Below are 16,666 nucleotides of genomic sequence, written 5' to 3'. Positions count from 1 at the left end.
ATGGCCAGGTCTCGATGGGGCAGACGGTCATGAAACCCAATGCGCGCAAGGTGCGCCGGCTTGGCGACGGCAGCGTGATCGGCGGGTTCGCGGGGGCGACCGCGGATGCGTTCACCTTGTTCGAGCGGCTGGAACGCAAGCTGGAGGCGCATCAGGGCCAGTTGCTCCGCGCGTCGGTCGAACTTGCCAAGGACTGGCGGACCGACAAGTTCCTGCGCAACCTGGAGGCGATGATGATCGTCGCCGACAAGGACATCACGCTGATCCTGACCGGCAACGGCGACGTGCTGGAACCCGAGGCCGGGATCGCCGCGATCGGATCGGGCGGCAACTACGCGCTCGCCGCGGCGCGCGCGCTGGCGGATTACGAGACGGATGCGGAGACGATCTGCCGCAAGGCGATGGGCATCGCGTCGGAATTGTGCGTCTACACCAACGACCGGCTGACGGTGGAGACGATCGCGACGACGTAATGCCATCTCCCCTCCCGCGTGCGGGTTGCAGGTCGATCATGCCCCCGGCATGATCTAAATGATGCGGGGCATCATTTACCTGCAACTGGTCGGGGGTGGGCGCTCGCTCTCCTCCAAGACCACCGCCCGCGACGAAGCGAGCGCCCACCCCCAGCCCCTCCCGCGAGCGTGAGGGGAGCGAGTACCGAATGAACGACGCCCTTACCCCGAAGACCATCGTCGCCGCGCTCGACGCGCATATCATCGGCCAGACCGACGCCAAGCGCGCGGTCGCGGTCGCGATGCGTAACCGATGGCGGCGGCAGCAATTGTCCGCCGATCTGCGCGACGAGGTCACGCCGAAGAACATCCTGATGATCGGGCCGACCGGTTGCGGGAAAACCGAGATCAGCCGCCGTCTGGCGAAGCTGGCGGACGCGCCGTTCGTGAAGGTCGAGGCCACCAAGTTCACCGAAGTCGGCTATGTCGGCCGCGACGTCGAACAGATCGCGCGCGATCTGGTCGAGGAGGCGATCCGGTTGGAGCGCGAACGCCGCCGGGTGGCGGTCAGGGACAAGGCCGAGGAGGCGGCGATGGACCGCCTGCTCGACGCGCTGGTCGGCAAGGACAGCAGCCAGGCGACACGCGAAAGCTTCCGCCAGCGCTTCGACGATGGCCATCTCGACTCGGCCGAGATCGAGATCGAACTTGAACAGGCCCCGCAAATGCCGTTCGAAATGCCGGGCGGCGGCGGCCAGGTCGGGATGATCAACCTGGGCGAGATGATGGGCAAGGCGTTCGGCACCGGCCAGAATCTCAGGCGACGCAAGCTGTCGGTACGCTCCGCCTGGGACAAGCTGGTCGAGGAGGAGGCCGACAAGCGCCTCGACCAGGACGATGTCGCCCGCGTGGCGCTGGCGGATGCGGAGGCGAGCGGGATCGTCTTCCTCGACGAGATCGACAAGATTGCGGTCAGCGACGGGCGTGGCGCGTCGGTCAGCCGGGAGGGCGTGCAGCGCGACCTGTTGCCGCTGATCGAGGGGACGACGGTCTCGACCAAATACGGGCCGATGAAGACCGACCATGTCCTGTTCATCGCGTCCGGCGCGTTCCATGTCGCCAAGCCGAGCGACCTGCTGCCCGAGCTGCAGGGCCGCCTGCCGATCCGCGTCGAGCTCAAAGGGCTGACCGAAGCCGATTTCATCGCGATCCTGTCCGACACCAAGGCGTCGCTGCCGCTGCAATACAAGGCGCTGCTCGCGACGGAAGGCGTGACGGTCGATTTCACCGAGGACGGCATCGCCGCGATCGCCCGCGTGGCTGCCGAAGTGAACGCGGCGGTCGAGAATATCGGTGCGCGGCGGTTGCAGACGGTGATGGAGAAATTGCTGGAGGATGTCAGCTTCGACGCGGAGGATCGCAAGGAGCCGGTGACGGTGGACGGGGCCTATGTCGACCGGCAACTGGCGGCGATCGCGCGCAATACCGACCTCAGCCGGTTCGTTTTGTAAGCTATTTCGGCCGCGAATAGCGGACGAACGGCCCGAACCCGCACGACCCGCTCTGGAAATGCGACGAATTGTCGACCGTGGTCGCGATGTCGCCCTGGCATAGCTGGCTGGAGAACGTCTTGGTCACCAATATGTTGTGTCCGCTGCCCCCCAGATCCGAGCAGCCGCCCGACGTATCGCTTCGATAGGCGGTATCGCGCCCGAGCGTGTAGAGGATCGTGTTGCCGTACGAGCTGACCTGTGCGTCGCGGGTGTCGTACTGGGCGATACATGACTGCGGCTTGCCGGGCACGAGCCCGGCGAGACGCCGTTGAAGCTTCGCCTGTTCGCCCGCTTCGCGGTCCGCGGCACGGGCGGTTTCGGCGGGGGTCTGGGTGCAGGCAACCAGCCCGGCGGCGGCGATCAGTGGCAGGATCAGGCTACGCATCATCATCTCCATCGCCCCCGAGCCATATAGCGCATCAACCGCGAAAATTATCCTTGCCCACGCGAATCGCCGCAAAGCTTTCGACGTCGTTCGCCCGGAGGAACGGGTTGGTCGCGCGTTCCTGCCCGATCGTCGTCGGCACCGTCGCCTCGCCGCGTGCCCGCGCGCCGTCCACGACGGTCATCCGCGCGACGATCGCGGCGTTATCGGGCTCCGCGACCAGGGCGTAGCGACCGTTGCCTTGCGTATATTCATGCCCGCAATACACCAACGTCTCGTCGGGCAGCGCCGCATAACGCTGCATGTTCGCGAACATCTGCGCCGGGGTGCCTTCGAACAATCGGCCGCACCCCATCGCGAACAACGTATCGCCGGTGAAGATCGCCGGCTCGGCGGCCAGGTGGAAGGCGATATGCCCGGCGGTATGTCCGGGCACCAGCATCACCGCCGCGACCTGCCCGCCGATCGCGACCGTGTCGCCCTCGCCAACCTGAACGTCCAGCGTCGCGATCTTGTCCGCCTCCGCCGCCGGCCCGGTGATCCGCGCGCCCGCCGCCTTCATCGCCGCATTGCCGCCGGTGTGATCGGGGTGCCAATGCGTCGTCCAGACCTGCCCCACCGTCCACCCGCGCGCCGCGGCGGCGTCGAGCACCGGCTGCGCCTCACCCGGGTCGATCGCGACGGTATCGCGGGTTTCGGGATCGTGGATCAGCCAGGCGTAATTGTCGCCGAGCACCGGCACGCGGACGATCTCGAGCGCCATCCTACCAGGTCCCGCTATTGGGCATCGAGGTCCATGGCTCGGCAGGCACCAGTTGGCCGTTCTGGAGCAGCTCGATCGAGATGCCGTCGGGGGTCTTCACGAACGCCATATGGCCATCGCGCGGCGGGCGGTTGATCGTCACGCCGCCATCCATCAGCCGCTGGCACGTCGCGTAGATATCATCGACCCGGTAGGCGAGATGCCCGAAATTGCGCCCGCCGGCATAGGTTTCGGGGTCCCAGTTATGCGTCAGCTCCACCTCGGCGCGTGCGCGCTCCCCGGGGCCCGCCATGTCCTCGGGCGTGGCGAGGAAGATCAGCGTGAACCGCCCCTTCTCGCTTTCCATCCGCCGCACTTCCTTTAGCCCAAGTAGTTCGAAGAACGCGATCGTCTTGTCCGGATCGCTGACGCGGATCATCGTGTGGAGATAGTGCATGGCGCGTCCCGGCTGCTGTTCGCGCCGAATATAGGGATGCGGGCGGCGTCGTGCCAGCGTCTGCCTGGGCTATCGATGCTCCACGGGCGGCGGCGTGGCGGTCGCCGCCGGTACCATGCCGGGCGGCATGCGGGCGCCGACCGAGGCGGCGGTCGCGGCGGGCACGTCGAACTGCGCCAGCGCACCCGATGCGCTTCTGCCGGCCGCGCTGTCCGGCGACAGACGGACGGCTTGCGTCCAGGCCGCCCGCGCGCCCGGTTCGTCGCCCGCCAGCGCGGACAGATTGCCCGCCTCCAGCTGCACCGCGGCGTCGTCGGACGACAGCTTCAACGCCTGCGCGATGTCCTTGCGCGCACGCGGCTGGTCGCCCATCCGCCGCGCAAGCGTCGCGGACAACAGCCACGCGAGCGGATCGGCGGACGCGTTCACCAGCGCATGGTCGATATCCGTCCGCGCCGTCGGCAGATCGCCGATCGCCACCGACGCGCGCGCATGATCGAGCTGCGCCTCGCCCAGCGGCAGGTCGGTCAGCGCGCCGACCGCGATCGCCCGGTCGATCGCACCGCGCGCCTTGACCGGTTCGCTGGCCGCTAGCCAGGCATTGCCCGCCTCCGCCCAATAGGCGGCGACATGGCGGTCATGCGCGACGACCGCGGCCCGCGCCGCCTCCTCGAACGCCGCTGCCGCCGCCGGCCAGGCGGCGTCCCTGGCGTTGGCAAGCCCGGCACATTCCTGCGCACGGAAGCTGCCGCCCGCACCGCGCCACCGCTCCGCCTCCGCGCGCGCCGCGGCCGGATCGGTCCGGGTCAGGACCAGGCAATGCTGGTAGCGCGCGACGTCCGCGTCGACGGGCCCCGCCTTCGCGGTGGCGGCGGCGAGCAGCAGGGGGACGAGCAGGGTCAAACCAGATCCTCGACCGCGACGATCATGCGCGCGATATCGGCATCGCGCGACAGGCGGTGATCGCCGTCCTTGACGAGCGTCAACTGCACATCCGCTGAACGGATCAGCTCCGCCAGCCGGATCGCGCGCTGATAGGGCACGTCGCGGTCGGCCATGCCCTGGATCAGCCGCACCGGGCAATCGATCGCGATGTCCCCGAACATCAATCGGTTGGCCTCCCCCGATGCCCAGAACGCGCGCGTGTAGAGCGTCGGTTCGGAACCATAGGGATTGGCGCGCGTCAGCCGCCCTTGCGTCAGCAAAAGCATTTTCTCGTCGGTGGTGAAGCCCCAATCGGTGAAATCGGGCGCGGCGGCGATGCCGACCAGCCCGACGACCTGCTCGGCCCGTGCCTTTGCGACCAGCAGCATCAGCCACCCACCCATCGACGATCCCACCAGCACCGACGGCCCCGCCGCGGGGCCGTCCAGCATCGCCAGCACGTCGTCGCGCCAGTCCGCCAGCGTCTGCGCGGCGAAATCGCCTTCGCTCGCGCCGCAACCCGCATAATCGAACCGCAGGAACGCCCGCCCTGCGGCCTTCGCCCAGCCTTCCAGCGCCAGCGCCTTGGCCCCGCGCATGTCCGACGCATAGCCGGGCAGGAAGACGATCGTCGGCCCCGTGCCCTCGGTCAGATGATAGGCGAGCGTCGGGCGCGGCGGGGCGGGCAGCTGGTCGGTCATCGCGCTTCCGCTAGCGCCATCGCACGCCCTGCGGAAGCGCGACCGGCCGATCAGGCGGCGAGGAACGCATCGAGCGCGGCGCGGAAGGCGGCGGGCTGGTCAAGCATCACGAAATGCGCGCTGTCCGCGATCGGCACGAACACGACATGCGGAGCGGTGGCATAAGCGCCCTTGTACAGCGTCTCGCCACGATCCGGCCCGGCGGCGGGCGCGGGATAGACGAGGGTAATCGGCACCGCGATCCGCGGCAGATCGGGACGAAGGTCGGTCGTCATGTCCTCGTACAGCGCCTCGGCCGTGACTCGCGGATCGGCGGCCATCGCATAGGCCTTCACCGCGGCACGCGAGCCGGGCTTCAGTGCCAGGCTGTTCGCGGTACGCTCCGCCGCGTCGGGGTCGGCGGGCTTGCCATAGGTCGCGGCGATCGCGTTGCGCATCGTCTTCGCCTGCGGCTCGACCAGCGGCACCGTTGCCGCCGGTGAGAACAGCAGCCCGATATAGGGGAGCGAATCGACGATCATCAGCCGCGACACCCGCGCCGGATGCGCCCGCGCCGTCATCAGCGCGACCAGGCCGCCCAGCGAATGCCCGACGACCGGTACCGCGCCCGCCTTCTCGCGCGCCAGATACGTATCGAGATCGGCGACGATCCCCTCCAGCAGGCCGGGCGTGATATTGGCCCCCGGCGCATCGCCCGCGAAGCCGTTGATCTGTACCAGATATACGGTGTGCGTCCGCGCCAGATCGGGCGCGACCCCGTCCCACACATAGCGTGGACTCGACAGGCCGGGGATCAGCACGACGGGGTCGCCGTGCCCGATCTTCACGACCGAGATATGCGCAAGCCGCGTTTCCTCCGGCAAGGCGATGGCACGCGCATGGCTCGGCACGGGATGCAGAAGCAGCAACGGCGCGAGCACGCCGGCGGCGATACGGAGCGGCCAATGACGGATCATTTCAATTCTCCCCTGGACGGACTGGCAAAGATGTCTTCGATCGCGCGGTCGAACAATTCGGCGATCCGGAACGCGAGCGGCAGCGACGGGTCGTATTTCCCCGTCTCGATCGCATTGACGCTCTGGCGCGAGACCTGGAGCCGCTCGGCGAGATCGCCCTGGCTCCAGTCACGCTCGGCGCGCAGGACCTTGAGGCGGTTCTTCATGCCCGCGACCGGCGCGACAGCAGAGCGTTCGCGCACGACCCGACGCCGAGTCCCGCGAACCACAGGATCGCGGCGTAATAGGCATAGACATGCGGGACGAGATCGAAATTCTCGAGAAATCCCCAGACGGTCGCGATGCTCAGCGAAAAGCCGGTCGCGATCAGCGCCTGGCGAACGAACCAGTCGCGGATATATTCGTCGGTTTCCTCGACCAGATACCGGCCGATGGCCACGAACATCCCGACGATAGGCAGCGACGGCAGGATGGCGACGACATAGGCCAGCGCCCCGTGCAGCAGATGCGCGACGAACAGCGCGACCGCGCCGAAGAGCAGGAGCGCGTAAACGATGCCGAGCGCGATGATCCGCCGATTGTAGCGCCGCTGTGCCGGATTAACCATGACAAGTATCCCCGTCCTAGAGTCAAGCATGGTTTACACAACGCGTTGCCAGTAGTCAAGCGTACATTACATTATGACTGCGGCGGTTGTCAGGTATCAGGATATATATACGGACGTCAGATCGTCTCGCCCGTCAGCCGCTGGCACAGCATGTCGAGCTGGTCGAGCGTCGAATAGCCAAGCGACAGCGTACCGCCCTTGTCGGCATGCGCGATTCGCACCGACAGGCCGAGCAGGTCGGCGAGCTGCCCTTCCAGCGCGGTGATGTCGGCATTGGGGGCGTCGATGGTGCGCGTGCGCGCAGCCGCCGCCCGTGCGCGCCCCATCTTCATGTCGCGCGCGAGCTTTTCGGTTTCGCGCACCGACAATTGGCGCGCGACGACCTGGTCCGCCAGCGCCTCGATATCGCGCGCCCCGAGCAGCGCGCGCGCGTGACCCATCGACAACGTCCCCTCGACCACGCGGGCCTGCACCGGCTCGGGCAATTCGAGCAGCCGCAACAGATTGGCGACGTGACTGCGCGATTTATGGACGATCTTGGCCAGCGCGTCCTGGGTATGCCCGTAATCGCCCGCCAGCCGCTGATAGGCCTGCGCCTCCTCGATCGCGTTCAGGTCCTGGCGCTGGATATTCTCGACGAGCGCGATCTCGAGCGTTTCGGAATCGTTCAGCTCGCGGACGACGACCGGCACCTCGTGCAACCGCGCCCGCTGCGCCGCGCGCCAGCGACGTTCGCCCGCGACGATCTGATAGCCATGCTGATAGGGCCGGACGACGATCGGCTGGATCAGCCCGCGCGATGCGATCGAGGCCGCGAGTTCGTCGAGCAGCGCCTCGTCGAAGCGCCGCCGCGGCTGGTTCGGATGCGGTGACAGCGACCCGACCGGCAGCATCCGTACACCGGGCGATGCAATCGACCCCGGCATTACCGGCTGTTCGCGCGCGATCTCGCCGAGCAGCGCGTTCAGACCGCGGCCGAGCCCGGGGCGCGCGCGCTTGTCGGTCATGCCGCCTTCGCCGGCACGGGCAGCCGCGCGATGAGTTCGCGGGCGAGCGCGATGTACGCCTCCGACCCCGAACAGCGATGATCGTAGATGAGCGCGGGCAGTCCGTGGCTCGGCGCTTCGGACAGGCGGACGTTGCGCGGGATGACGGTATCGAACACGACACCGCCAAGCACCGCGCGGACATCGATCGACACCTGCTCGGTCAACCGGTTGCGCCGGTCGTACATCGTCAGCGCCACGCCGAGGATCGACAATCCCGGGTTGAACCGCGCCCGGATCCGCTCGACCGTGCTCAGCAATTGCGACAGTCCCTCCAGCGCGAAGAACTCGCATTGCAGCGGCACCAGCAGCGAATCCGCCGCGACCATCGCGTTGATCGTCAACAGCCCGAGCGACGGCGGGCAATCGATCATCACGATGTCCCACCGCGCGCTGGATGCCTTGATCGCCGCATCCAGCCGGTGCGTGCGTGCGTCGAACTCGACCAGCTCGATCTCTGCGCCCGACAGATCGACCGTCGCCGGCAGCAGATCGAGCCGCGGCACCCGGGTCGCCACCGTCGCGGCGTCGATGCTCGACTCGCCAATCAGCACGTCGTAGCTCGATTGCTTGCGGGTGGAATGCGGCACGCCCAGACCGGTCGACGCGTTGCCCTGCGGATCGAGATCGATCAGCAATACGTGCGAGCCAGTCGCCGCCAGCGCGGTCGCGACGTTGATCGCGCTGGTGGTCTTCCCAACCCCGCCTTTCTGGTTCGCCACCGCAATGCAGATCATCGCGGTCTCACTCCGTCCAGGATCAGGATTCGCGACTCGGGGTCGGTGAGGCTTTGTTCCACGTGGAACATGAAATGCCATTTTCCCTCTGCCGCCTGCAGCACGGGATAATCCATCTTGCCCCGGGGAAGCAACCAGCGCGTCGTCGGTGTCGCACAATGATACGCCCAGGCGAGCAAAGCGCCCACCGACCCGACCGCGCGGGCAGAGATCACATCCGCGGTGACATCCACGTTCGCGACCCGGGTCCCGACGACGTTGACGCGGTCGCCCAGTTCCAGTCGATCGACGCAGTCGGACAGGAACTGCGCCCGCCGCTTGCGCGGCTCGATCAGCGTCATCGGCAGATCGGTCGCGATCGCCACCGCCAGCCCCGGAAACCCGCCGCCGGTCCCGATATCCAGCCACCGCCCGCGGGGTGCGAGCGCCACCAATTGCAGCGAGTCGAGGATATGCCGATCCCATATCCGAGCGATCGTCGATGGCGCGATCAGGTTTTGCGCAGCATTCTCCGCGACGACCATCGCCGCGAATGCCTCGAGCCTGGCCTCTGCCGCCGGGCCGAACCGCGTGCGCAGGATTGTCCTGGCCTCGTCCTCCGTCACGCGGCGCGGCGGCGGGCGTGAAGCAGGATCGCCGACAGTGCCGCCGGGGTTACGCCACGGATACGCGATGCCGCCGCCAGGGACGGCGGCCGCGCACTGCCGAGCCGGTCGACCATCTCGTTCGACAATCCCGGGATCGCTGCAAAGTCGATATCGGCGGCCAACATGACACCCTCGTCGCGGCGCAGGCGATCGATCTCCTCCGCCTGACGGTCGAGATACGGCGCATAACGCGCATCTTCGAAGAGTTCGGCCATGACGTCGGCGTCCGCCAGGGTTCCCGCCGGCGCAACGTGCGCCAGGGAGACGCCATCGAAGCGAAGCCATTCGAACGCCGTCCGCCGCGCGCCGTCCAGTCCGACACCGGCCCCGCGATCGACCAGCGCCGACGCCGTGATCGAGTGATCGAGCGCCGCCCGCGCCGCCGCCTTCGCCGCGCGCCGATGCTGCTGATGCGCGATCCGGTCCGGTCCCAGACAGCCCGCCGCGGTCGCAACCCCGCCCAACCGCGTCTCCGCATTGTCCGATCGCAGGCTCAGCCGATATTCGGCGCGCGCGGTCAGCATCCGGTAAGGCTCGGTCACGCCCTGCAGGACCAGATCGTCGATCATGACGCCGGTATAGCTCGACGCCCGGTCGAGAATGACCGGCGTTTCGCCCAACGCGCGTGCCGCGGCGTTCAGCCCCGCCACCAGCCCCTGCCCCGCCGCCTCCTCATACCCCGTCGTGCCGTTGATCTGCCCTGCGCAGAACACTCCCCCGATCGCGCCAAGCGCCAGCCGGTGGTCCAGCGCACGCGGGTCGATATGATCATATTCGACCGCATAGCCCGGCACCATGATGGCAGCCCGCTCCAGCCCGGCGATGCTCGCAATCATCGCCGCCTGTACGTCGCTCGGCAGCGAGGTCGACAGGCCGTTGGGATAGATCAAATGATCGTCCAGCCCTTCCGGCTCGAGGAATATCTGATGCCCGTCGCGGTCGCCGAACCGCTTCACCTTGTCTTCGATCGACGGGCAATAACGCGGCCCCTGCCCGTCGATCGCGCCGGTGAACAGGGGCGATCGATCGAATGCGGCGGCGATGATCGCGTGCGTCGCGGCGTTGGTGCGAGTCACCGCGCAGGACAATTGCGGCAATGCCCTACGCGTCGTCATCGGCGACATCGTCCATGGCTCGGTATCCGATGGCTGCTCCGCCAATGCCCCCCAGTCGATCGTCCGCCCGTCGAGCCGCGGCGGCGTTCCGGTCTTCAGCCGCGCCATCGGCAGGCCAAGCGCGCGCAACTGCGCTGCCAATGGCGTCGCCGCGCGTTCGCCGATCCGCCCGGACTCCTCCCGCTCGTCGCCGCGGTAGATTCGCGCGCCGAGAAACGTCCCCGTCGCCAGCACGACCGTCCGGCCGGCGACGATCGTGTCGTCGGCCAGCACGACCCCGCGTACGGTATCGCCCCGAACCGACAAGCCGACCGCTTCGCCCTCGCCGATGTCGAGACCTGGTTGCGCCGCGAGCATCTTCTCGATCGCGCCCGCGTAACGTCGCCGGTCGGCCTGGACGCGCGGACCCTGAACGGCGGTGCCCTTGCTCCGGTTGAGCATCCGGTAGTGGATCGCCGCCGCATCCGCCGCACGCGCGATCAACCCGTCGAACGCATCGACCTCGCGGACGATATGACCCTTGCCGAGACCGCCGATCGCCGGGTTGCACGACATCGCCCCGACGCGCATGCGGTCGAAGGTGAGCAGGAATGTCCGCGCACCGCGCCGCGCCGCCGCGGCTGCAGCCTCGACCCCGGCATGGCCGGCTCCGATGACGATGACGTCGTACATCGCATTCGCCTAAGGCATCAGCCGCAAGCGGGTCAAAGATGTTCCACGTGGAACATCACTTGCCAAGACAGAATCCCGAGAACAAGGCATCCAGCATTGCTTCGGTCGCATCGATGCCAAGGATCGCCGCAAGCGACCGGTGCGCCCGCCGCAAATGCTCCGCCATCACCAGCGCGTCCGTCGTCGTCGTACTGAGATCATCGCGCGCGGCCGCACACAGTCCACGCTGCCGCTCGCGCAAGGCCACCGCATCGCGGCGTGGCAGCAACGCCGCGGCACGTTCCCCCAGAACCGCCCATAATCGCTCGATCGATCCGACATCGGCCTGCGATACCAGCAGATCGCCCCCCGCGCGCAATCGTCCACGACCGGGCAGATCGGCGCGCGGCTGGACGACGATCGCCGCTTTTCGAGGGGGATCATCGTCGCCGAGCCACACCAACAGGTCTGCCGCCGCCATCGCCGCGGTCGCGCGTTCGATCCCGATCGCTTCGACCGGATCGTCGGTCGCATCTGCCAGTCCTGCGGTATCGGTCAGCAGATAGGCGATTCCCGCCCGCACGACCGGCACCTCGATCCGGTCGCGCGTCGTACCCGATATCGGCGAGACGATCGCCGCATCGCGGCCTGCCAGAAGGTTCAGCAGCGTCGACTTGCCGGCGTTGGGCGGCCCTGCGAGCACGACGCGGATGCCGTCATGCAATCGCTCGACGGGTGGCGCGGCGAGCACCGCATCGATCGCGTCGCCAAGCGCCGCCATGTCGCGCGCGACCGCGGCGAGCACCGCATCGTCGTCCGCCACATCGCCCTCGTCCGAAAAATCGAGCACCGCCTCGACTCGCGCCGACAACGTGGCGATCGCGGCCAGCCAGGCCCGTACCGCTCGACTGACCCGCCCCTCCGCAGCCGCAAGCGCCGCAACCCGCTGCCCCTCGGTCTGCGCGGCGAGCAGATCGCCGAGCCCCTCCGCCTCAGCCAGATCGATCCGGCCATTGGTCAGCGCCCGCCGGGTGAACTCCCCCGATTCCGCCAATCGCAACCCGGCTGAAGCCCCCAGCGCCGCCTCGATCCCGGCCACGACGGCGCGACCGCCATGACAATGCAGCTCGACCAGATCCTCACCCGTCGCGGTCGCCGGACCTGGAAACACCAGCACCAGCGCATCGTCCAGCGCCTGGCCATCCGCCGCCCGCAACCGCCGTAATCCCGCACGGCGCGGCGGCGGCAAGGGCCCCGCCAGCGCGGTCGCGGCCTCGACCGCGTGCGGTCCGCTGATCCTGACGATCGCGATCGCGGCGGGTGGACGCCCACTCGACAGCGCGAAGATCGTGTCCTGCATCGGCCGTGCGAATCAGCCGCCGGTCCGTGCGGCCGTGCCGTCCATCAGCCGTTTCCAGAATTGCATCCCGGCCTCGCCCATCGGCGACCAGTTGCGCATCATCGACTCGACCATCTCGGGCTTCACCCCGCCCGCCATCGTATCGAGCAGCATCCCGGTATAGCGTTCATGGACGACGGTCAGGTCCGGCAACCCGATCGCGGCGCGCGCTTCTTCGGGTGTGCATTCGATCTCGACATTCAGTTTCATCGGCTCTGCCCCTCTATCCTCATACCGTCACGCTATGCGCGTCCGGGCGACCCGATCGCAAGCGGCGTCCGAATCAGAACATTGTCAGCACGCCGACGGTCGGATCGGTCAACCCGTCATGGATCATCCGCACCGCCACGACCAGGATGACGGTCAGGCCGACATAGGCGATCCAGCGATAGCGTTCGATATACCGCGCGATCAGGTTGGCGGCGATGCCCATCAGCGCGACCGACAGCAACAGGCCGAGCACGAGGATGCCGGGATGCGCGCGCGCGGCCCCTGCGACCGCCAGCACATTGTCGAGGCTCATCGACACGTCGGCGAGCGCGACCGAGACCGCTGCCGCAAGGAAGCTCTTCGCCGGCTGCACCCCCGTCGCCTCATGGTTCCCGAGCGCACCGCCGCGGCGGAGTTCACGCCACATCTTCCACGCGACCCATAACAGCAGGATACCCCCGGCGAAGATCAGCCCGATCAGTTGCAGCAACCAGCTGACCCCCAGCGCGAACACGATCCGCAGAACCAGGGCGGCGAGAATGCCGATCATGATGACGCGCCGGCGCTGCGCCGGCGGCAGACCCGCCGCCAGCGCACCGACGACGATCGCATTGTCGCCCGCAAGCACGACATCGATCATCAGGACCTGCATCAGCGCGGCGATCGCCGCCGGGCTGCCGAGGTCGATATAATCCGCGAGCATATGGTGCCAGATGGTGGCCGGGGTGGCAGCGGCGGCAAGGAGGGGGAGGATCATCGGGCGGTGGTAGCGGGATTTGCCGGGAAGCGGAATTCTTCTGCTCCCCCTCCCGCGAGCGGGAGGGGAGACTGACGGAAGGGACACGGGCAAAGCCCGTGTCGTCGGCCGGGTCGTGGACCCGCCGGCCGAACCGAGTGCGAGTCCTGCCGCGGCACGCGGCAGGACTCGCACTCGGTTATTGATTCATGCTGTCGAAGAAATTCTCGTTGGTCTTCGAATCCTTCATCTTGTCGAGCAGGAACTCCATCGCGTCGATGGTGCCCATCTGCATGAGGATCCGGCGCAGGACCCACATCTTGGACAGCTTGGCCTTGTCGACCAGCAACTCCTCCTTGCGCGTGCCCGACTTGCCGACGTCGAGCGCGGGGAAGATGCGCTTGTCCGCCACCTTGCGGTCGAGCACGATCTCCGAATTGCCGGTGCCCTTGAATTCCTCGAAGATCACCTCGTCCATCCGGCTGCCGGTGTCGATCAGCGCGGTCGCGATGATCGACAGCGACCCGCCCTCCTCGATATTGCGCGCCGCACCGAAGAAGCGCTTGGGGCGCTGCAGCGCGTTGGCATCGACGCCGCCGGTCAGCACCTTGCCCGACGACGGCACGACGGTGTTGTAGGCGCGGCCGAGACGCGTGATCGAGTCGAGCAGGATCACGACGTCCTTCTTGTGCTCGACCAGCCGCTTGGCTTTCTCAATCACCATCTCGGCGACCTGGACGTGGCGCTGCGCGGGTTCGTCGAAAGTCGAGCTGACCACCTCGCCCTTCACGCTGCGCTGCATGTCGGTCACTTCCTCCGGCCGTTCGTCGATCAGCAGAACGATCAGGAAGACCTCGGGATGGTTCTCGGTGATCGCCTTGGCGATGTTCTGCAGCATCACCGTCTTGCCGACGCGCGGGGGCGCGACGATCAGCGTGCGCTGGCCTTTCCCTTGCGGGCTGACGATGTCGATGACGCGCGCCGACTTGTCCTTCTGCGTCGGATCGACACAGTCGAGCGTCAGCTTCGATTCGGGATAGAGCGGCGTCAGATTGTCGAAATTGACGCGGTGGCGCACCGCATCGGGGTCGTCGAAATTGACGGTCGTCAGCCGGATCAGCGCGAAATAGCGTTCGCCGTCCTTCGGCCCGCGGATCTCGCCCTCGACCGTGTCGCCGGTACGAAGCCCATGCTTCCTGACCTGGTTGGGCGAGATGTAGATATCGTCGGGCCCGGCAAGATAATTTGCCTCGGGCGAACGCAGGAAGCCGAAGCCGTCCTGCATGACCTCGATCGTGCCGAGGCCCATGATCTGGTCGCCATTCTCCGCCTGGACTTTCAGGATCGCGAACAACAGGTCCTGCTTGCGCAGCGTGGAGGCGCTTTCGACACCCAGTTCTTCCGCCATGCTGACCAGCTCGGCGGGGGTTTTCTTCTTCAGGTCTCTGAGATGCATGGATAGTTTCCGGGCGCTTGGGCGTATCGGTGGAAAGTTGCAGCGCCTGGGAGGCGCTATCGCAGCAAAGCGGGTAAGGCTCAGGCAACGGCGCGGCAGGACGCCGCGCTGGTTTCCTTACCGAACTACGACCCACCTACGCTCAAGTCAAGCGGGTCCGGCCATCCGATGCGAGTCCCGGCCCAGCTGCGCCGGTCCAGGCCGCATTCGGATCAGAACGGCTTCACGATCACCAGGATCACGATCAGTGTCACCATCAACGCCGGTATCTCGTTGAGCATCCGGAGCGTCTTGCCCGTCAGCGTCGGCTTCCCCGCCGCGAGCTTTCGCGCATAGCCGACCGCCCAGCCGTGATAGCCGCTCAGGATCACGACCAGCAGCAATTTGGCGTGGAGCCATCCGAGCCCCGGCTGTCCGCTCGCGATCCCCAGGTTGAGCGCCAGGGCGATACCCACGATCCATACGATCGCCAGCGCCGGCGTCAGGATGATGTGACGGATCTTGGCCTCGCGCGACACCCAGGCGGTGGCTTCCGCAGTCTGCCCGGCGGCCAGCGCCTCCTGATGATATACGAGGTAGCGCGGCAGCATGAACAACCCGGCCATCCAGAAGATGACGAAAATCAGATGCGCCGCCTTCACCCAGTCATAGGCCGCGCCCAGAAATCCCGTCATCGTCCGCTCCTCACGCGCGCCAGCGCCTGTTCGACATGCGCGATCGGCGTGTCCTGCAATATGCCGTGGCCCAGGTTGAACACATGCGGTCGCCCGGCGAACGCCGCAACCACCCGGTCGACCGCATGATCCAGCGTCGTGCCGCCCGCGATCAGTGCCAGCGGATCGAGATTGCCCTGTACCGGCATCCCCGACGGCAGCGAGGCATGCGCCCATTCGGGATCGACCGTCTCGTCCACGCCGATCGCATCGACACCCGTCTCGCGCGCATAGGCGGGCAGCTTGCCGCCCGCACCCTTGGGGAAGCCGATGATCGGCGTGTCCGGATGACGCGCACGCAAGGCGTCGACGATCTTCGCGGTCGGCGCGATGACCCAGCGTTCGAACTGCTGCGGGCTGAGACTCCCCGACCAGCTGTCGAACAATTGCACCGCCTCCACCCCCGCCGCGATCTGTCCGGACAGATAGTCGATCGTCCGCGCCGCGATCGCGTCGACGATCGCCGCGAACCCGGCCTCGTCGCCATAGGCGAAGCGCCGCGTCTCCTGCTGATCGCGGCTCCCCTGCCCGGCGACCATGTATGTCGCGACCGTCCACGGCGATCCGGCGAACCCCAGAAACGTGGTCTGAGGCGGCAGTATCCCGGCAACCGCGCGGACGGCCGCATAGACCGGGTCGAGCCGCGCTACGGCGTCGCTCAGGTTCTCCAGGAGGCTGTCGGCGAGCGGTGGGGTCAGCCGCGGCCCCTCGCCAACGCCGAAGCGCAGATCCTGGCCGAGCGACCAGGGGACCATCAGGATATCGGAGAACAGGATCGCGCCGTCGAATCCGAACCGGCGGATCGGCTGCAGCGTCACCTCCGCCGCCGCATCCGGATCGGTCGCGAGCGAGAGGAAGCCGCCCTTCTCGCTGCGAAGCACGCGGTATTCCGGGAGATACCGCCCCGCCTGCCGCATGAACCATATCGGCGGGACGTCGGTGACGTGCCCCCTCAGCACGGCGAGCAACGGTTTGGCGCGTTCGTTGGTCAGCGTCCCGGCCCTTCTGCCATAGAATGGAGATTCAAATAGGATGTTGCAGTTGTTGCACCGCGCGAAGCGGGGCTTATGCGTTCGTCCCCGACTTGCCAACAGCGCGAGCACGTCGCCGGGCCGATGATGTCCCCGTTATCCACATGCTGTGCGCGGAACCCGGGGGTGTGGACGCGGATGTGGATAT

Annotated in this window: 20 protein-coding genes; 2 read left to right on the top strand and 18 right to left on the bottom strand. The window is 67.3% G+C overall.

The genetic code is table 11. The features are described from left to right. Together hslV and hslU are read left to right on the top strand one after the other, a co-directional pair. Positions 1-473, top strand: a 473-nt coding sequence (hslV, locus tag ACFE7D_RS10885; protein WP_375395439.1) for an ATP-dependent protease subunit HslV, incomplete at its 5' end; no start/stop codon positions are given. Between the two features lie 188 nt (positions 474-661). Then, a complete protein-coding gene (hslU, locus tag ACFE7D_RS10880; protein ID WP_375395438.1) occupies positions 662-1,963 on the top strand; it encodes an ATP-dependent protease ATPase subunit HslU in 1,302 nt (433 codons plus the stop codon). Position 1,964: 1 nt separating this feature from the next. Here the strand turns inward: hslU and ACFE7D_RS10875 are convergent, their stop codons facing one another. The 18 genes from ACFE7D_RS10875 to hemE form a co-directional block, all read right to left on the bottom strand. Beyond that, entirely contained in the window at positions 1,965-2,390 is a 426-nt protein-coding gene (locus tag ACFE7D_RS10875) for a hypothetical protein (protein ID WP_375395437.1), read from the bottom strand. Between the two features lie 34 nt (positions 2,391-2,424). After that, positions 2,425-3,153, bottom strand: a complete 729-nt coding sequence (gene gloB / locus ACFE7D_RS10870; RefSeq protein WP_375395436.1) for a hydroxyacylglutathione hydrolase — start codon at positions 3,151-3,153, stop codon at positions 2,425-2,427. Position 3,154: 1 nt separating this feature from the next. Further along, entirely contained in the window at positions 3,155-3,589 is a 435-nt protein-coding gene (locus ACFE7D_RS10865) for a VOC family protein (protein WP_375395435.1), read from the bottom strand. Between the two features lie 69 nt (positions 3,590-3,658). After that, positions 3,659-4,492 (bottom strand): tetratricopeptide repeat protein, encoded by an 834-nt coding sequence (locus ACFE7D_RS10860; protein ID WP_375395434.1) that lies wholly within the window; start codon positions 4,490-4,492, stop codon positions 3,659-3,661. Then, positions 4,489-5,214 carry an alpha/beta hydrolase gene (locus ACFE7D_RS10855; protein ID WP_375395433.1) on the bottom strand — a complete coding sequence of 242 codons (726 nt, stop codon included), beginning with the start codon at positions 5,212-5,214 and terminating at the stop codon, positions 4,489-4,491. Before ACFE7D_RS10855 ends, ACFE7D_RS10860 begins: the two co-directional genes overlap by 4 nt. A 50-nt stretch (positions 5,215-5,264) precedes the next feature. Next, positions 5,265-6,170, bottom strand: a complete 906-nt coding sequence (locus ACFE7D_RS10850; RefSeq protein WP_375395432.1) for an alpha/beta fold hydrolase — start codon at positions 6,168-6,170, stop codon at positions 5,265-5,267. After that, entirely contained in the window at positions 6,167-6,376 is a 210-nt protein-coding gene (locus tag ACFE7D_RS10845; RefSeq protein ID WP_375395431.1) for a helix-turn-helix transcriptional regulator, read from the bottom strand. Before ACFE7D_RS10845 ends, ACFE7D_RS10850 begins: the two co-directional genes overlap by 4 nt. After that, positions 6,373-6,777, bottom strand: a complete 405-nt coding sequence (locus ACFE7D_RS10840) for a hypothetical protein (RefSeq protein ID WP_375395430.1) — start codon at positions 6,775-6,777, stop codon at positions 6,373-6,375. Before ACFE7D_RS10840 ends, ACFE7D_RS10845 begins: the two co-directional genes overlap by 4 nt. 116 nt (positions 6,778-6,893) lie before the next feature. Then, a complete protein-coding gene (locus ACFE7D_RS10835) occupies positions 6,894-7,784 on the bottom strand; it encodes a ParB/RepB/Spo0J family partition protein (RefSeq protein ID WP_375395429.1) in 891 nt (296 codons plus the stop codon). Continuing rightward, positions 7,781-8,560 (bottom strand): ParA family protein, encoded by a 780-nt coding sequence (locus ACFE7D_RS10830; RefSeq protein ID WP_375395428.1) that lies wholly within the window; start codon positions 8,558-8,560, stop codon positions 7,781-7,783. The genes ACFE7D_RS10835 and ACFE7D_RS10830 overlap by 4 nt, the downstream gene beginning before the upstream one ends. Beyond that, positions 8,557-9,165: a 16S rRNA (guanine(527)-N(7))-methyltransferase RsmG gene (rsmG, locus tag ACFE7D_RS10825; protein ID WP_375395427.1), complete on the bottom strand. Its 609-nt coding sequence runs from the start codon at positions 9,163-9,165 to the stop codon at positions 8,557-8,559. The genes ACFE7D_RS10830 and rsmG overlap by 4 nt, the downstream gene beginning before the upstream one ends. Beyond that, a complete protein-coding gene (mnmG, locus tag ACFE7D_RS10820) occupies positions 9,162-10,994 on the bottom strand; it encodes a tRNA uridine-5-carboxymethylaminomethyl(34) synthesis enzyme MnmG (protein ID WP_375395426.1) in 1,833 nt (610 codons plus the stop codon). Before mnmG ends, rsmG begins: the two co-directional genes overlap by 4 nt. Positions 10,995-11,049: 55 nt before the next feature. After that, positions 11,050-12,333 (bottom strand): tRNA uridine-5-carboxymethylaminomethyl(34) synthesis GTPase MnmE, encoded by a 1,284-nt coding sequence (gene mnmE, locus ACFE7D_RS10815; protein ID WP_375395425.1) that lies wholly within the window; start codon positions 12,331-12,333, stop codon positions 11,050-11,052. A 12-nt stretch (positions 12,334-12,345) separates the two neighbouring features. Further along, entirely contained in the window at positions 12,346-12,582 is a 237-nt protein-coding gene (locus ACFE7D_RS10810) for a DUF6489 family protein (protein ID WP_375395424.1), read from the bottom strand. Between the two features lie 73 nt (positions 12,583-12,655). Then, positions 12,656-13,339: a YjbE family putative metal transport protein gene (locus tag ACFE7D_RS10805; RefSeq protein ID WP_375395423.1), complete on the bottom strand. Its 684-nt coding sequence runs from the start codon at positions 13,337-13,339 to the stop codon at positions 12,656-12,658. A gap of 178 nt (positions 13,340-13,517) precedes the next feature. Beyond that, positions 13,518-14,774 carry a transcription termination factor Rho gene (gene rho, locus ACFE7D_RS10800; protein WP_375395422.1) on the bottom strand — a complete coding sequence of 419 codons (1,257 nt, stop codon included), beginning with the start codon at positions 14,772-14,774 and terminating at the stop codon, positions 13,518-13,520. Positions 14,775-14,986: 212 nt separating this feature from the next. Then, entirely contained in the window at positions 14,987-15,448 is a 462-nt protein-coding gene (locus ACFE7D_RS10795) for a CopD family protein (protein WP_375395421.1), read from the bottom strand. Next, positions 15,445-16,479: a uroporphyrinogen decarboxylase gene (hemE, locus tag ACFE7D_RS10790; protein WP_375395440.1), complete on the bottom strand. Its 1,035-nt coding sequence runs from the start codon at positions 16,477-16,479 to the stop codon at positions 15,445-15,447. Before hemE ends, ACFE7D_RS10795 begins: the two co-directional genes overlap by 4 nt. Between the last annotated feature and the right edge of the window lie 187 nt (positions 16,480-16,666).

This window comes from uncultured Sphingomonas sp., from assembly GCF_964244235.1.
Classification (GTDB): domain Bacteria; phylum Pseudomonadota; class Alphaproteobacteria; order Sphingomonadales; family Sphingomonadaceae; genus Sphingomonas.
Note: the sequence above shows the minus strand (reverse complement) of the source record. Positions and strands in the feature narration are given on the sequence as shown.

Bases quoted from the DNA above. Each gene is read 5' to 3' on its own strand.
- hslU (WP_375395438.1), top strand. From the start codon at position 662: ATGAACGACGCCCTTACCCCGAAGACCATCGTCGCCGCGCTCGACGCG.
- ACFE7D_RS10875 (WP_375395437.1), bottom strand. From the start codon at position 2,390: ATGCGTAGCCTGATCCTGCCACTGATCGCCGCCGCCGGGCTGGTTGCC.
- gloB (WP_375395436.1), bottom strand. From the start codon at position 3,153: ATGGCGCTCGAGATCGTCCGCGTGCCGGTGCTCGGCGACAATTACGCC.
- ACFE7D_RS10865 (WP_375395435.1), bottom strand. From the start codon at position 3,589: ATGCACTATCTCCACACGATGATCCGCGTCAGCGATCCGGACAAGACG.
- ACFE7D_RS10855 (WP_375395433.1), bottom strand. From the start codon at position 5,214: ATGACCGACCAGCTGCCCGCCCCGCCGCGCCCGACGCTCGCCTATCAT.
- ACFE7D_RS10850 (WP_375395432.1), bottom strand. From the start codon at position 6,170: ATGATCCGTCATTGGCCGCTCCGTATCGCCGCCGGCGTGCTCGCGCCG.
- ACFE7D_RS10845 (WP_375395431.1), bottom strand. From the start codon at position 6,376: ATGAAGAACCGCCTCAAGGTCCTGCGCGCCGAGCGTGACTGGAGCCAG.
- ACFE7D_RS10840 (WP_375395430.1), bottom strand. From the start codon at position 6,777: ATGGTTAATCCGGCACAGCGGCGCTACAATCGGCGGATCATCGCGCTC.
- ACFE7D_RS10835 (WP_375395429.1), bottom strand. From the start codon at position 7,784: ATGACCGACAAGCGCGCGCGCCCCGGGCTCGGCCGCGGTCTGAACGCG.
- ACFE7D_RS10830 (WP_375395428.1), bottom strand. From the start codon at position 8,560: ATGATCTGCATTGCGGTGGCGAACCAGAAAGGCGGGGTTGGGAAGACC.
- mnmG (WP_375395426.1), bottom strand. From the start codon at position 10,994: ATGTACGACGTCATCGTCATCGGAGCCGGCCATGCCGGGGTCGAGGCT.
- mnmE (WP_375395425.1), bottom strand. From the start codon at position 12,333: ATGCAGGACACGATCTTCGCGCTGTCGAGTGGGCGTCCACCCGCCGCG.
- ACFE7D_RS10810 (WP_375395424.1), bottom strand. From the start codon at position 12,582: ATGAAACTGAATGTCGAGATCGAATGCACACCCGAAGAAGCGCGCGCC.
- ACFE7D_RS10805 (WP_375395423.1), bottom strand. From the start codon at position 13,339: ATGATCCTCCCCCTCCTTGCCGCCGCTGCCACCCCGGCCACCATCTGG.
- rho (WP_375395422.1), bottom strand. From the start codon at position 14,774: ATGCATCTCAGAGACCTGAAGAAGAAAACCCCCGCCGAGCTGGTCAGC.
- ACFE7D_RS10795 (WP_375395421.1), bottom strand. From the start codon at position 15,448: ATGACGGGATTTCTGGGCGCGGCCTATGACTGGGTGAAGGCGGCGCAT.